We start from the raw sequence: 14,577 nt of genomic DNA on the forward strand, positions 1-14,577 counted from the left end.
TTGCAAGCTGAGACGTACTTAAATTAATCAATAGCGTATATACTTTGACCAGACACGCGGCGATGATATTTTCGTCAATAGATGGCGCAGCTGTGCGCCACATCGTGTTTTCGCCGCAGGAAAGACGCTAACCTAATGAAATCGCAGGCAACACAGAAGGGGATTACTATGTGGCAAGCCGTTAGCCGTCTGTTGAGTGAACATCTTGGCAGCGCAGAAATCCGCGAAAGGACTGAACTGCCCGGGGGAGAAATCCACCCGGCGTGGCGCGTGAGTTACGGTGACAGCGAGGTGTTTGTTAAATGTGATGCCCGCGAAATGCTGCCGATATTCACCGCAGAGGCAGACCAACTGGCGCTGTTGGCGCGCAGTAAGACCGTGCGTGTCCCCGAAGTGTATGGGGTTGGCAGCGATCGCGATTACAGTTTCCTGCTGCTGGAGTATCAACCCCTTAAGCCGCTGGATGCGCACGGGGCGCACTGCCTCGGGCAACAACTGGCCCGTCTGCACCAATGGAGCGAACAACCGCAGTTCGGCCTCGACTTCGATAACGACCTTTCCACCACGCCGCAGCCCAACGCCTGGCAACGCCGCTGGGCGGAATTTTTTGCCGAGCAACGCATCGGCTGGCAGCTACAGCTGGCGGCGGAAAAGGGCATGACCTTCGGTGATATCGACGAAATTATCGACGTGGTGTATCTGAGGTTGCAACACCATCAGCCACAGCCTTCCCTGCTGCATGGCGATCTGTGGCCTGCCAACTGTGCTCAGGCCGCGGATGGGCCTTTGCTGTTCGATCCAGCCTGTTACTGGGGCGACAGAGAGTGTGATTTAGCGATGCTGCCGCTTTATCCTGAATTACCCGCCCAGATTTATGACGGCTATCAGAGCGTGTGGCCACTGGAGGCCGGGTTTATCGAACGCCAGCCGCTGTATCAGCTTTATTACCTGCTCAACCGCAGCAACCTGTTTGGCGGCCAACATCTGGTCATGGCGCAGCGGGCCATCGACAAGCTGCTCCATCCGGAAACGCTGTAATATAATGGGCGCCGCATATGGCGCCCGTTCATTGCAGATCTACGCCACTCCGGCCATTTGCCCTAGCAGCTTGAGCACAAAATAAGCCACCACGGCGATCACCACCGGCAAGATATACAGCGGGAAGTATTGCAGCAATATGGTGTGGTGCGGCAACGTCACCCGCTCTTCCAATTGCTCACGCGTGTGCCCTTCGCTGCCCTTGGCCTGTTCCAGGATCATCTGATCTTCCAATCCTTCACGGATAAACTTCACCTGACGCGACATGCGCGCACCGGAAGTCTGCAATGCCAGGCCGACAAAAATCAGGAAATAGATAATGATAAACATCAGATTAGCGCCGCTAAACAGGCTCTTATCCACGTCCGGTACCGGTGAGTTGTACCAGAAAATATTCAGGAATGGCGTATTGAAGCGTACCATGTCGACCATGACGTGGACAAAATCCAGCATCACGGCGTTGATCCCTCTGGACTTCTCACTGTGTTGATAAACAAAACCCAGCAGTGAAACCAGCGTTGAAAGTAACGCCGGGATGAAAACGACCCATCCGAAAATGCGTTTCAGTATGGCAACGCGCCCAGCCTGTTGATACGTCATGTGTTCCCCTTGTAAGTGACGTAACCGTTGTTGCGCTAAGTCTACCTGTAGTTAATGAAACTCGCCCACCGTTTTCTTTATCTTCCCCCTCAGTTCCAGAGAGATCCTGTACTTTGGGAAAACACCCCGGGCCCGAAGGGTGCAGGTGCCTGAACAAAAATGATAGAGTGGCGAAAACATTTTCTTTTACTGGTGCTGCAGGAGTTAATTGTTAATGGCTTATTCGCAACGCATAGCAACCGCAATTTTTGATATGGACGGTCTACTGATCGACTCTGAACCCCTGTGGTTACAGGCGGAAATGGACATCTTCAGCTCATTGGGGCTGGATCTGTCTGACCGTCACAAACTTCCGGATACGCTAGGTTTACGCATCGATCTGGTGGTGCGGATGTGGTTCCAGGCCATGCCGTGGCAAGGACCCTCTCAGGAGGAAGTCGCTGGCCGCATTATCGAGCGGGCCATCGAGTTGGTACAGGAAAAGCGCCCGTTGCTGCCTGGGGTGCAACAAGCGCTGGAACTGTGCCGTAGCCTGGATTTGAATATTGGGCTGGCCTCCGCCTCTCCGCTACATATGCAGCAGCAGGTGCTGAAGATGTTCGATCTGGAGAGCTATTTCGATCAGTTGGTTTCGGCCGAATACCTGCCCTACAGCAAACCGCACCCGGAAGTCTATCTGATCGCCGCCGAACGCCTGGGCAGTGATCCACAGCACTGCATTACTCTGGAAGACTCCTTCAACGGTATGATTGCCACCAAAGCGGCGCGTATGAAATCGATCGTGATCCCTGCGCACGAATACAGCCAGGATCCGCGCTGGGCCTTGGCCGACCTTAAGTTGCAAAGCCTCGAGCAGTTGACTGCCGCCCATCTAGCCTGATCTTAACGGCATCGGCCCGCCGGTGCCCTTTTCCCTCCCCTGCATCCACAAAATAAATAAAACACCATTTCATTTTTATTGAATTAAGACACCATTCAAATTATGCTAGTTGTATAAAGAAAGCACCGGGCGAATCGGTGACACCGTCACTGCCACGCGGTTGCCATCGAAAGCCCGGTGCTTTCTTCCCTCACGGCAAGAGAGCAAAGCTATGATTTTGAATTCCTTCGACTTAACGGGAAAAATGGCGCTGATCACCGGCTGCAATACCGGCCTGGGGCAAGGCATTGCGATTGGGTTGGCGCAGGCCGGTTGCGATATTATCGGCGTGAACCGCAGTCAGCCCCTTGAGACCATGAGCAAAGTCACCCAGACCGGGCGCCGATTCCTGAATCTGAACGCCGATCTCGGCAATATCGACGCCATCCCTTCTCTGCTAGCCGCCGCCGTTGAGGCGTTTGGCAGAATCGATATCCTGGTGAACAACGCAGGGATTATCCGCCGTGAAGACGCCCTGAATTTCAGTGAACAAGACTGGGATGAGGTGATGGACGTCAATATCAAGACCCTGTTCTTTATGGCACAGGCGGTGGCCAAACAGTTCATCAGCCAGGGCAATGGCGGTAAAATTATCAATATTGCTTCGATGCTTTCTTTCCAGGGCGGCATTCGCGTACCGTCTTACACCGCGTCGAAAAGCGCAGTACTCGGCGTCACCCGGCTATTGGCCAATGAATGGGCACAATACCAGATTAACGTTAACGCCATTGCACCGGGCTATATGGCCACCAACAACACCCAACAGCTGCGTACCGATGAAGACCGCAGCCAGCAGATCCTCGAACGCATCCCCGCAGGGCGCTGGGGCACTCCGGATGACTTGATGGGCCCGATCGTGTTCCTTGCCTCGGCAGCATCCGACTACGTTAATGGCTACACGCTCGCAGTAGACGGCGGCTGGCTGGCTCGCTAATTCCAACTCGTCACGGGCGCAGCATGCAGCGCCCCTACATAATGAGTCTGCCTGTATCCCACGTTCGTAAGGCATGAGGTTTCAACCCTTTGTAAAACGGCGTAAAATTAACAAATCGTTACAGGGTAACCGCTTCCGTAACTGTAAAAATTCCCATATACTGGATAAATTAACAGTTTAGTGGCCGGAATATAGCAACATGACCGCGGAAGGACATCTCATATTCTCTGTTGCCTGCGCGATCTTTGCCAAGAAAGCGGAGGTGACTCCCGTGCTTGCCGCTGGCGATTGGTGGCACATCATTCCTGCCGCGCTGCTGACGTCGCTGTTACCCGATATCGATCACCCTAAATCCATCCTGGGCCAGCGCCTGCGCTGGATCGCAATCCCGATCTCACGCGCCTTTGGCCACCGTGGTTTCACCCATAGCCTGCTGGCGATCGTCGGCGGCATGTGGCTATTTCAGCTAGAAGTGCCGCGCGGTTGGCCTATCCCCGCAGACGTGCTACACGCCATGATTATCGGTTATTTCAGCCACCTGCTGGCCGATATGCTCACCCCTGCCGGCGTGCCGTTGCTTTGGCCCTGCCGCTGGCGCTTCTGCCTGCCGATATTGAACTCACAAAAAGGCAACCAGCTGGAACGGGTACTGTGTATAGTTTTGGTGGCTTTCGCCATCTACTGGCAAGGGGATTACACCTTTCCCGTGCAGTCGTATTTTGAGCAAATAAAAAATATCCGACTGTGATCACAAAAAATCGTCTATTTCCCCACCTTTCCGCTCATTACATCAACGATTTTAAGCCAAAAGTTATATTAAATTCTTTTTGGATATAAGTGCGCTGCACCGCAAACTGTTAGGATATTTACATCGCATTACATCGGTGCGTGGCACCTTTTATTATAAGAAAACAAGATTGGAGAACTGGGGATGAATCTACCGCTCGTATTAAACGTGCTGGTTTTTGCCGCCCTCCTTTTGCTGTTGGCGCAAACCCGCCATAAGCAATGGAGCCTGGCTAAAAAAGTGCTGGTTGGCCTGGCACTGGGTGTGGTGTTCGGTTTGGCACTGCAACTGGTATACGGCTCGGACAACCCGGTGCTGAAAGAGTCCATCGGCTGGTTTAACATCGTCGGTAACGGCTATGTACAGCTGCTGCAAATGATCGTGATGCCGCTGGTTTTCGCCTCTATCCTGAGCGCGGTAGCCAAGTTGCATAACGCTTCTTCGCTGGGCAAAATCAGCTTCCTGACCATTGGTACCCTGCTGTTTACCACGCTGATTGCCGCACTGGTGGGCGTATTGGTCACCAACCTATTCGGGTTGACCGCAGAGGGTCTGGTCCAAGGCACACAAGAAACGGCTCGTTTGTCGGCGATCGAAACCAACTACGCAGGTAAAGTGGCCGATCTGAGTGTGCCACAATTGATCCTGTCATTTGTGCCGAAAAACCCGTTTGCCGATCTGACCGGGGCTAACCCAACATCAATCATCAGCGTGGTGATTTTCGCTGCCTTCCTCGGTGTGGCTTCTCTGCAACTGCTTAAAGATGACCAACCGAAAGGCCAGCGCGTGCTGGTAGCTATCGATACCCTGCAAGCCTGGGTGATGAAGCTGGTCCGTCTGGTGATGAAGCTGACTCCTTACGGCGTACTGGCGTTGATGACCAAGGTCGTTGCTGGCTCCAACATCCACGACATTATCAAGCTGGGCAGCTTTGTGGTTGCCTCTTACCTTGGTCTGGCGATCATGTTCGTGGTTCACGGCCTACTGCTGAGCTTCACCGGCGTTAATCCGCTGAAATTCTTCCGCAAGGCGTGGCCGGTGCTGACCTTTGCCTTCACCAGCCGTTCCAGCGCTGCCAGCATCCCGCTGAACGTCGAAGCACAGACTCGCCGTCTGGGCGTGCCGGAGTCGATTGCCAGCTTCTCGGCTTCCTTTGGTGCCACTATTGGTCAGAACGGTTGTGCGGGCCTCTACCCGGCAATGCTGGCGGTGATGGTTGCGCCAACCGTAGGCATCAATCCTCTGGATCCACTGTGGATTGCAACGCTGGTCGGCATTGTTACCGTCAGTTCAGCCGGCGTTGCCGGTGTGGGCGGTGGTGCAACCTTCGCTGCACTGATTGTGCTGCCAGCGATGGGCCTGCCGGTGACCCTGGTCGCCCTGCTGATTTCGGTTGAACCGTTGATCGACATGGGCCGTACCGCGCTGAACGTTAGTGGTTCGATGACCGCAGGTACCGTCACCAGCCAACTGATGAAGCAGACCGACAAAGCCATTATGGACAGCGAAGACGAAGCGGAACTGGCTCACCGGTAACCCTAGACTGATTTGCAACTGAACCGGCGCCCAGGCGCCGGTTTTTTTTCGCCAGGACTGCCAATGATATCTCATTAGTATTAGTGTGTAGCAAATAGGATCCGTGGAGCCCATTATGATTGAAACACGCCTGCTACATCAGTTCATCGCCGTCGCCGAGGAATTGCACTTCAATCGCGCAGCACAACGGCTGCATATGGCACAACCCCCGTTGAGTCAGGCTATTCGTCGGTTGGAGCATGAGATCGGCGCTCCCCTGTTTGAACGCACCAATCGCTGCGTGTCGCTCACGCCTGCTGGAACCGACTTTCTGGCAACGGCAAGAAAGGTGTTGCGCCTGCTTGATGAAGGCGTCGAACAGACCAGGCGAGTAGCGCAAGGCATCGAAGGCCATCTCACGTTAACCTTCATCAATATCGCCCCCTATGACGCATTGCTAGGCGCATTGCAGCGCTTCCGCTCTGCATTCCCCGCCATCTCCTTCACGATGCGTGAGGCCACGACTCAAGAGCAGGTCGAGGCACTGGAACATGGCCGCGCCGAGCTCGGTTTCATGAGGCCACCGGGCAGGACGGCTCCGGAGCTGCGCTTCGAGTCCATTCTGCGAGAACCCATCATGATTGGCCTACCAGCCACACACCCTCTCGCGTGCCATGAGATCATTCCACTGGCCGCACTGCGAGATGACGCCTTCGTATCGTCACCACGGCACCTGGGCCAGGGCTTCCATGACCAGCTGGTTCAGCTTTGCGCAGCGGCAGGGTTCATACCACGCATTGCCCAACAGGCGCGTCAGCTGCAAACTCTGGTTGCTTTGGTGGCCAGCGGCTTCGGCGTTGCACTGTTGCCCGCGTCGCTGGCGCAGGAGGGTCGCAAAGACGTGGTATTCCGGCCAATCCAGGTCAATGCACCAGACGCACTGCGGCATGTGGAATTGCTGATAGCTTGGAACCCGCACTCGCCTTGTCCTATTCGAGACAAACTGATCGATGAGGTGCGAGATGCCATGGCATCGGCGCCCTTGATTGAAACCTGATAAGTCTTGTTTCGGTACAAATAAGATATTTTACACTCATAAGCGGTCGCTCCATCATCGTGCTATTGCCAAACGGAGGTACATGATGACAGATCGACGCTTAAACGAGCCGTTCAAAGACAAGGTAGCGATTGTCACTGGCGGTGGCCGGGGACTTGGGAAAGCTTACGCCAAGGCCCTCTTGGAGCGTGGCGCACGGGTAATCGTTAGCGACCTGGGAACCAGCCTTACCGGAGACGGGGCTGACCCAGACGTGATGAGCAAGGCGATACATGCCTTGCAGGTCGACGGTGGATCGTTCATCACCCACAGCGGGCGCCTGGATAACGAGGATGGCTGCCAACAACTCGTAGCGCTGGCCATCGAGCAATTCGGCGCGCTGGATATCCTGATCCACAACGCGGGTTGGGTCGGCTATCAGCCCATTGAGACACAGAAAGAGGAATTCCTTGAGCGCTCCCTTGGCATCAACGTGCGTACGCCGATCTGGTTGAGCAAGCACGCCTGGGCGCATCTCAAGCTTTCCCCATCACCACGGATCGTGCTGACAACCTCAGACCGTGCCATGTATCAACGCTACGCGCAGCCAGGCCTGACGGCCTACGCCGCTGGCAAGATGGCCCAAGTGGGCATCATGAATGCCCTGAGTATGGAAGGAAAACCGGACGGCATTCTGGTCAACGCCATCTCTCCAGTAGCCAAGACCCGCATGTGGGGGATCACACAGCCACCCACAGACCTAAAGCCCGAGTGGGTGGTGCCGGGCTTGCTGTATCTGGCCAGCTCGTTATGCCAGGACACAGGCGTTATCCTGCGCGCCAGCAACGGCCAGTTCACTGCAACCCGCTTTTGTGAAAACCCCGGCGTAACCTATCCTACGGATCTGGCGCGAATTGAGTGTGCCAGCGTGGAGGATGTCGCCCACAATTGGCCGCGCATCAAGGAGTTTGGCGATGCGTGACGAGTGTCGTCTGCACAAGATCGCCGAAGTCCGTGCCGACCTTGGCGAGAGTCCAGTCTGGGATAAAGACAACCGCCTTTTGTACTTCGTCGATATCTCTGGTGGCAAGATTAACGTCATGACCCCGCAAGCACGAGTGGCAACCGTCTATCAATCGACGGCGCGCATCGGTGCCCTGGCCCTTACGGATAGAGACAATCTGATCTTCACCGAAGATACGCGGGTTGCCATTCTGGATCCCAAGGAAGGCGTGGTCCGCACGCACTCTACCGCTGTCCATAACAAAGCCAGCTATCGGTTCAACGACGGGGCCTGCGATCCGCAAGGACGCTTTATCACCGGCCTGATGCACGAGGGGCCGAACCGTGAGGCCGGAGCGCTGTACCGCTATGACAGTGAACTGAACGCCCAAACGATCCAGAGGAATATCGCGCTGCCTAATGGCCTGGCCTGGTCGGAAGATGGCCACACGCTGTTCTTTGTCGATTCCATCGCACGTTCAATATTTCGGGCCGCATACACTCCCAACGGGGAACTGGAGGCCGTAATGCGCTTCGCCGAAACCCCGGCAGAACTTGGACGTCCCGATGGTATCGCCCTGGATCGAGCCGGAGAATTGTGGGTCTGTATGTTCAACGGAGGATGTTTGCTGCGCTACGACAGTAACGGCAACCTGAGCGAGCGCGTCGCCATGCCCGTGCCGCGCCCCACCAGTTGCTGCTTTGGCGGGGAAGGTCTGGAAACCTTATTCATCACCACGGCGCGCTTTGCCATGATGCCCGCAGAACTGGCTGAATACCCTGATTCTGGTGACCTCTTTGCTATTCGTCCAGCCATTGCTGGGGTTCCACGTCACTTGTTCAAAGAGTGCAAGATAGGCAGATAGCAGACAGTTGGATTTTATAAACCGAGGGGATATTTCGAAGGTTGGGCGAGAAAGCGTAGGGGCGAAGCTATGTTCGGCCCCCTACAACTACGGCATGCTTAAAACGGATAGTCGTGATAACCCATTTGCGCTGAAATCAGACGAGCGGCGGTATGCAACTGCGCCACGTAGCCCTCTTTGCCTTCTTCGGAGAAGCGGATGGTCGGGAAGGAGATGCTCAAGCCCGCGATCACCACGCCAAAACGGTCAAACACTGGCACCGCGATGCAGCGCAAGCCTTCTTCCTGTTCTTCGATATCTTCGCCAAACCCCTGCTCACGTACCTTATCCAACAGCGGCAGTAACTCTGCAGCGCTGGCGATGGTGTGCGGAGTGCTACGGGTAAACTCGACGTGGGACAGGATTTCTTCCACTTCGCCGCGATCGCGCCAGGCTAGCAGGACTTTACCAATAGCGGTGCTGTGCAGCGGGTTGCGGCGACCGATGCGTGAATACATACGCAGGTTATACATGGAGTCGATTTTGTGGATATAGACGATGCTGTCTTCATCCAGCGCTCCCAGGTGGATGGTCTCACGCGTCTGGTTAGACAGTTCACGCATCTGGATGTCCGCGCTGCGGATCAAATCAACGTTTTGCAGAGATTTGGCACCCAGTTCAAACAGCTTGAGGGTCAGCGAATATTTCTCCGACTCCCCTTCCTGTGAGACATAACCCAGCGACTTCATGGTTTGCAGGAAACGGTAAACGGTACTTTTGGACATCATTACCCGCTGTGAAAGCTCGGTAATGCCGATCTCGCGCTCATCACCCAGTGCCTGCAGGATGCCAAACACTTTCAGCACTGATGAAACGGAATCCGGTTGTTTGTCTAGATCTGCGTTAGCCATGGTTAATACCTTAACTTAACTATTTTTGTTTTAGGAAATTTGAACAAGAGTTTCAGTATAATCGGAACATTTCACCCCATGCAATGGAAGTTGCGCAATATTCGCCATTATTGATGGGATTAGCGGCAGACATCCCACTACTTTTACATTTAGCACAGAAACGGCGGGTGCATTCGGCGGGAAATATGATTAGCATTGTAATATTCCCCCTGTTTAATAAATACCTCCATGACAACGCTTGCTCATTGCGACGGCCTACCCGTCCCGCAACGCTACGGAGCGATCCTGGCCATTGCGCTAGGCATTACCGTTTCAGTGCTTGACGGGGCGATCGCCAACGTGGCCTTGCCGACCATCGCCCGCGATCTTAACGCCAGCCCGGCCAGCTCGATCTGGGTGGTCAATGCCTATCAGTTGGCGATCACCATCTCGCTGCTATCGCTGGCTTCCTTAGGCGATCTGATTGGCTATCGCCGTATCTATCAGGCTGGTCTGCTGGTATTCAGCATTACCTCGTTATTCTGCGCCCTGTCCGATTCACTATTCACCTTGACGATTGCCCGCGTGCTGCAAGGGTTTGGTGCCGCAGCGATTATGAGCGTCAATACCGCCCTGATCCGCATTATCTATCCGCAACGCTTTCTTGGCCGTGGCATCGGCATAAACTCGTTGATCGTAGCCTTCTCTTCCGCCGCCGGGCCTACGGTCGCCGCCGCCATTTTATCCGTGGCCTCCTGGCAGTGGCTATTTGCCATCAATCTACCGATCGGCATCGTCGCACTGATGCTGGGGATGAAATTTTTGCCGGCTAACAGCCAGAAAAGCAGCAATCAGCGCTTTGACCCTACCAGCGCGGTGATGAATGCCCTGACGTTTGGCCTGCTGATCACCGCCATCAGCGGTTTTGCTCAGGGGCAAAGCCTGCTGCTGATTGCCGCTGAAATCGCGGCGTTGCTGGTGATTGGTTACTTCTTTGTGCGCCGTCAGTTGCGGCAGACATCCCCTTTACTGCCGGTGGATCTGCTGCGCATCCCTATTTTTGCGCTGTCGATGGGCACCTCGATCTGCTCTTTTGCCGCCCAGATGCTGGCCATGGTGTCGTTACCCTTCTTCCTGCAGGCCTCTCTGGGCCGTGACGAGGTAGCGACAGGTTTGCTGTTAACTCCCTGGCCGTTGGCCATTATCGTGATGGCACCGATTGCAGGCCGCCTGGTGGAGCGTGTTCATGCGGGGTTACTGGGAGGGATTGGTTTGGCGACCTTCGCGCTCGGCTTGTTCCTGCTGGCGCTGTTGCCACATAACCCGACGGATCTGGATATCATCTGGCGCATGGTGCTGTGCGGTGCGGGCTTTGGGTTATTCCAGTCGCCTAACAACCACACCATTATTTCTGCTGCCCCACGCCACCGCAGCGGCGGAGCCAGTGGCATGTTGGGCACTGCACGATTATTGGGGCAAACCTCTGGCGCGGCGCTGGTGGCCTTGATGTTCAACCTGTTCCCCACCAGCGGCACGCACGCTTCGTTGGTGTTGGCGGGGATCTTCGCCAGCGTTGCTGCCGTAGTGAGTTGCCTACGTATTACTCAACCCCGTGCGAACCTCGCTGAACCTGGTAACTAGCTTATCGGGCAGAACGCGGGTATCGGGCGCAGCATGCAGCGCCCCTACGCCATAAGCCCGGTGAGGGTTTGAAACTGCGATATCAACCTAGCCACCTCGTAGGGGCGCCGCATGCTGCGCCCATTTAAACAGCAAAAACCCCGGCGAGCCGGGGTTTTGTTTGATGCAGGGTTATTTCAGATACTGGCCGGAACGCAGCGCTTCGATACGCTTGTCCAACGGCGGGTGTGACATAAACAGCTCGCTGAACGACTTGGTTTTGCCGTTGATGCAGAAAGCCATCAGGGTGCCCGCTTCCTGCGGTTCATAGCTGGTTTTCAAACGTTGCAGCGCAGAGATCATCTTCTCGCGGCCAACCAGTTTGGCTGAACCCGCATCGGCGTGGAATTCACGATGACGTGAGAACCACATGGTGATAATGCTGGCCAGAATACCAAATACCAGCTCCAACACCATCGACACGCCGAAGTAGATCATCGGGTTGCCGTTACCTTCGCCTTCCCCATCACGGTTACCCAGGAAACCGGCGGCCACCTGAGCAATCAGGCGCGATACGAAGATCACGAAGGTGTTCACTACCCCTTGGATCAGCGTCATGGTCACCATGTCGCCATTGGCAACGTGGCTGATTTCGTGGGCGATCACCGCTTCCGCCTCATCACGACTCATGCTTTGCAGCAGGCCGGTACTGACCGCCACCAGCGATGCATCGCGGCGTGCGCCGGTCGCAAAGGCGTTGATGTCCGGTGCCTGGTAGATGGCCACCTGCGGCATGGCGATACCCGCCTGCTGCGATTGGCGGCGCACCGTGTCCAACAGCCAGCGCTCGGTTTCATTACGCGGCTGTTCAATCACTTCCCCACCGACGGAGCGCAGCGCCATCCATTTGGACATCAGCAGTGAAACAAACGCACCACCAAAACCGAACAGACCGGCCATGATCATCAGGCCCTGAACGCTACTGGATTGGATCCCTGTCAGGCTAAGCACCAGCCCGAAAACCAACATCACCGCCAGGTTGGTGAGCAGGAACAAAGCTATACGCATCATAGAATGTTTACTTCCTCGTTATTTGTTAACAAAACGCGACCTCAGATACCCAGATCTTATGGGCATTGGTCACAATTTCAAGATTGGCAGGCCATTAACCCACTAAAAATACGTAACTTTACAAAGTCACGAAGAAACAAGGGTTTTACAAAGTGTAAACGATCTCGGAGCCCAGGGTGGAGACTTCAACAGAAATTTTAGTGCGGATATAGCGAAAAAAAAGCGCACCCGAAGGTGCGCTCAATAACGTTAAATCCGCAAATAACTTACTTGGCGGCGGCCGTCTGTTGTGATGGCTGCTGCTTTTCGTTATTGGCCAGATCCAGCGCGATCTTGACCGTTTCATCCAGATACGGATCCGGTTCCTTGTAGTCCTTTGGCAGATCTTCCAGGGACTTCAGCGGTTTCTTACCCTCACGCTCCAGACGCTCATTAATACGTTTCAGGCGCGTAGCATCATCGTCATGGTTCTCTTTCTCACGGGTAGCCAGATTAAGAGAAACGATGTTGCGCTTGTCTTTCAACGCCTTGTAATGGGCAATATCCTGCGCGATGTATTGGAACTCTGGATCCTTGGCGATACGCTGCGCATGGTCTTTCAGCAGTTGCGGTTCAAACGGCTTCAAATCACCGGTTTTGGTGTAGGCAGCCGCATTGACGCTATCCCACGGCATGGCGTTATCTTCGAAGCTCTCGCCGGTTTCTGCCGGATCGATCCCCGTTGGCATCAGAATATCTGGCGTGACGCCTTTACGCTGGGTGCTGCCACCGTCAACGCGGTAGAACTTCTGGATGGTGTACTGGACAGAACCCAGCGCAGGCCATTCAGGACGCAGCATCTGATCGTAAATGCGGTTCAGTGAACGGTACTGCTGCACCGTGCCTTTACCGAAGGTAGGCTCGCCCACGATCAGCGCACGGCCATAGTCTTGCATTGCCGCAGCAAAGATCTCGGAGGCGGAGGCGCTGAAGCGGTCAACCAACACCACCAGCGGGCCTTTGTAGTAGACAACACCGTCGTTATCCGCATCTTCGCGGATCTTGCCGTTGTTATCACGCACCTGAACAACCGGACCACTTGGGATAAACAGACCAGAAAGCGATACCGCCTCGGTCAATGCCCCGCCGCCGTTGCCACGCAGATCGATAATCAGACTGTCGACGTTCTGCTTGGCCATCTTTTGCAGCTGGACTTTTACGTCATCGGTCAGGCCGACGTAGAAGCCAGGGATGTCCATCACCGCGACCTTCTGCTTGCCGACGGTCTTGATAGTCATTTTAACTGCGCGATCTTCCAGGCGGATACGCTCACGAGTCAGCGTAACTATACGGGTTTTGGTGCCTTTACCTGCCGGCAGGATCTCCAGGCGAACCTTGCTGCCCTTCGGCCCTTTGATCAGCGAGACAACATCGTCAAGACGCCAACCGATCACGTCTACCACCGGTTTGCCTGCCTGGCCAACGCCGACAATACGGTCGCCGACGGCGATCGCCTTGCTCTTGGCTGCCGGGCCGCCTGCCACCATGGAGTTGATCACGGTGTAATCATCATCCATCTGCAACACGGCACCAATCCCTTCCAGCGAGAGGCTCATCTCCGTATTGAACTGTTCGGTATTGCGCGGCGACAGGTAGTTGGTGTGCGGATCGATTTCGTGGGCAAACGCGGTCATGATCAGCGAGAACACGTCTTCGCTGTTGCTTTGCGTCAGGCGTTTGATCGCAAACTGATAACGCTTGGTCAGTGTGTCACGGATCTCTTTATCCGTTTTGCCGGTCAGCTTCAGGTTCAACTGATCGTATTTGACCTTGGCATCCCACAGGCGGTCCAATTCAGCCTTGTCTTTCGGCCATGGCGCTTTGCTGCGGTCTACGTCAATGGTGTCGTTGCCGGTGAAGTTCATCGGCTTGTCGAGCAGCGATAGCGCATACTGATAGCGCTCAAAGCGGCGTTTTTGCGCCAGATTGAACAGCGCATAAGGCGTAACCAGTTTGCCGGATTTCAGCTCTTCACCCAGCGTGCTGCGTTTGTCGGCAAATTGCGCGACGTCGGAGGCCAGCAGCACATTGTGGCTGTAGTCCAGCATATTCAGGTAGCGATCGAAGATCTTGCCTGAAAAATCCGCATCCAGAGCAAACTGGCGATAATGAGAGCGAGTGAAGCGCGATGTTACGCGCTCACTCACGGTTGCATGTTCAGCTTCCTGCTCAAGCTTGGGCAGTTGATCGATGCGGATGTTGGCTGTATCCGCTCCGTAACTGACACCCGCCCACAGCAAAGCCGCAACTGCGGTTAATCTGACAAATTTGTTCATGCCTT

13 protein-coding genes are annotated in these 14,577 nt (G+C 55.0%); 9 read left to right on the top strand and 4 right to left on the bottom strand.

Annotated elements, in window-relative coordinates:
• Positions 1–168 precede the first annotated feature (168 nt).
• Positions 169–1,038, top strand: a complete 870-nt coding sequence (locus ACMV5I_RS01730; protein WP_046808194.1) for a fructosamine kinase family protein — start codon at positions 169–171, stop codon at positions 1,036–1,038.
• 39 nt (positions 1,039–1,077) lie between these two features.
• Here the strand turns inward: ACMV5I_RS01730 and ACMV5I_RS01735 are convergent, their stop codons facing one another.
• On the bottom strand, positions 1,078–1,638 hold the full coding sequence (locus tag ACMV5I_RS01735; protein WP_021178205.1) for a YniB family protein: 561 nt from the start codon (positions 1,636–1,638) through the stop codon (positions 1,078–1,080).
• Between the two features lie 214 nt (positions 1,639–1,852).
• Here ACMV5I_RS01735 and hxpB point away from each other — a divergent pair, with 214 nt between their 5' ends.
• From hxpB to ACMV5I_RS01770, 7 genes are all read left to right on the top strand, one after another.
• On the top strand, positions 1,853–2,518 hold the full coding sequence (gene hxpB / locus ACMV5I_RS01740; RefSeq protein WP_248945673.1) for a hexitol phosphatase HxpB: 666 nt from the start codon (positions 1,853–1,855) through the stop codon (positions 2,516–2,518).
• Between the two features lie 211 nt (positions 2,519–2,729).
• Positions 2,730–3,491 carry a 2-dehydro-3-deoxy-D-gluconate 5-dehydrogenase KduD gene (gene kduD / locus ACMV5I_RS01745; RefSeq protein ID WP_414823508.1) on the top strand — a complete coding sequence of 254 codons (762 nt, stop codon included), beginning with the start codon at positions 2,730–2,732 and terminating at the stop codon, positions 3,489–3,491.
• 199 nt (positions 3,492–3,690) lie between these two features.
• Positions 3,691–4,239: a metal-dependent hydrolase gene (locus ACMV5I_RS01750; protein ID WP_021804614.1), complete on the top strand. Its 549-nt coding sequence runs from the start codon at positions 3,691–3,693 to the stop codon at positions 4,237–4,239.
• A 183-nt stretch (positions 4,240–4,422) separates the two neighbouring features.
• Positions 4,423–5,814, top strand: coding sequence for an L-cystine transporter (locus ACMV5I_RS01755; protein ID WP_414823509.1), 1,392 nt, complete (start codon positions 4,423–4,425; stop codon positions 5,812–5,814).
• A 115-nt stretch (positions 5,815–5,929) separates the two neighbouring features.
• Positions 5,930–6,850 (top strand): LysR substrate-binding domain-containing protein, encoded by a 921-nt coding sequence (locus ACMV5I_RS01760; protein WP_414823510.1) that lies wholly within the window; start codon positions 5,930–5,932, stop codon positions 6,848–6,850.
• 82 nt (positions 6,851–6,932) lie between these two features.
• Positions 6,933–7,811 (top strand): SDR family NAD(P)-dependent oxidoreductase, encoded by an 879-nt coding sequence (locus tag ACMV5I_RS01765; RefSeq protein WP_414823511.1) that lies wholly within the window; start codon positions 6,933–6,935, stop codon positions 7,809–7,811.
• Positions 7,804–8,697 (top strand): SMP-30/gluconolactonase/LRE family protein, encoded by an 894-nt coding sequence (locus tag ACMV5I_RS01770; protein WP_414823512.1) that lies wholly within the window; start codon positions 7,804–7,806, stop codon positions 8,695–8,697. The genes ACMV5I_RS01765 and ACMV5I_RS01770 overlap by 8 nt, the downstream gene beginning before the upstream one ends.
• Before the next feature lie 98 nt (positions 8,698–8,795).
• Here the strand turns inward: ACMV5I_RS01770 and kdgR are convergent, their stop codons facing one another.
• On the bottom strand, positions 8,796–9,587 hold the full coding sequence (kdgR, locus tag ACMV5I_RS01775; protein WP_021178210.1) for a DNA-binding transcriptional regulator KdgR: 792 nt from the start codon (positions 9,585–9,587) through the stop codon (positions 8,796–8,798).
• A 228-nt stretch (positions 9,588–9,815) separates the two neighbouring features.
• Here kdgR and ACMV5I_RS01780 point away from each other — a divergent pair, with 228 nt between their 5' ends.
• On the top strand, positions 9,816–11,207 hold the full coding sequence (locus ACMV5I_RS01780) for an MFS transporter (RefSeq protein ID WP_414823513.1): 1,392 nt from the start codon (positions 9,816–9,818) through the stop codon (positions 11,205–11,207).
• 171 nt (positions 11,208–11,378) lie between these two features.
• On the opposite strand, the gene htpX is transcribed toward ACMV5I_RS01780, so the two are convergent.
• Both htpX and prc read right to left on the bottom strand, forming a co-directional pair.
• A complete protein-coding gene (htpX, locus tag ACMV5I_RS01785; protein WP_414823514.1) occupies positions 11,379–12,257 on the bottom strand; it encodes a protease HtpX in 879 nt (292 codons plus the stop codon).
• A gap of 266 nt (positions 12,258–12,523) precedes the next feature.
• Positions 12,524–14,572 (bottom strand): carboxy terminal-processing peptidase, encoded by a 2,049-nt coding sequence (gene prc, locus ACMV5I_RS01790; protein ID WP_202811202.1) that lies wholly within the window; start codon positions 14,570–14,572, stop codon positions 12,524–12,526.
• Between the last annotated feature and the right edge of the window lie 5 nt (positions 14,573–14,577).

This window comes from Serratia sp. T13T92 (assembly GCF_047530105.1).
GTDB classification, from domain to species: domain Bacteria; phylum Pseudomonadota; class Gammaproteobacteria; order Enterobacterales; family Enterobacteriaceae; genus Chania; species Chania fonticola.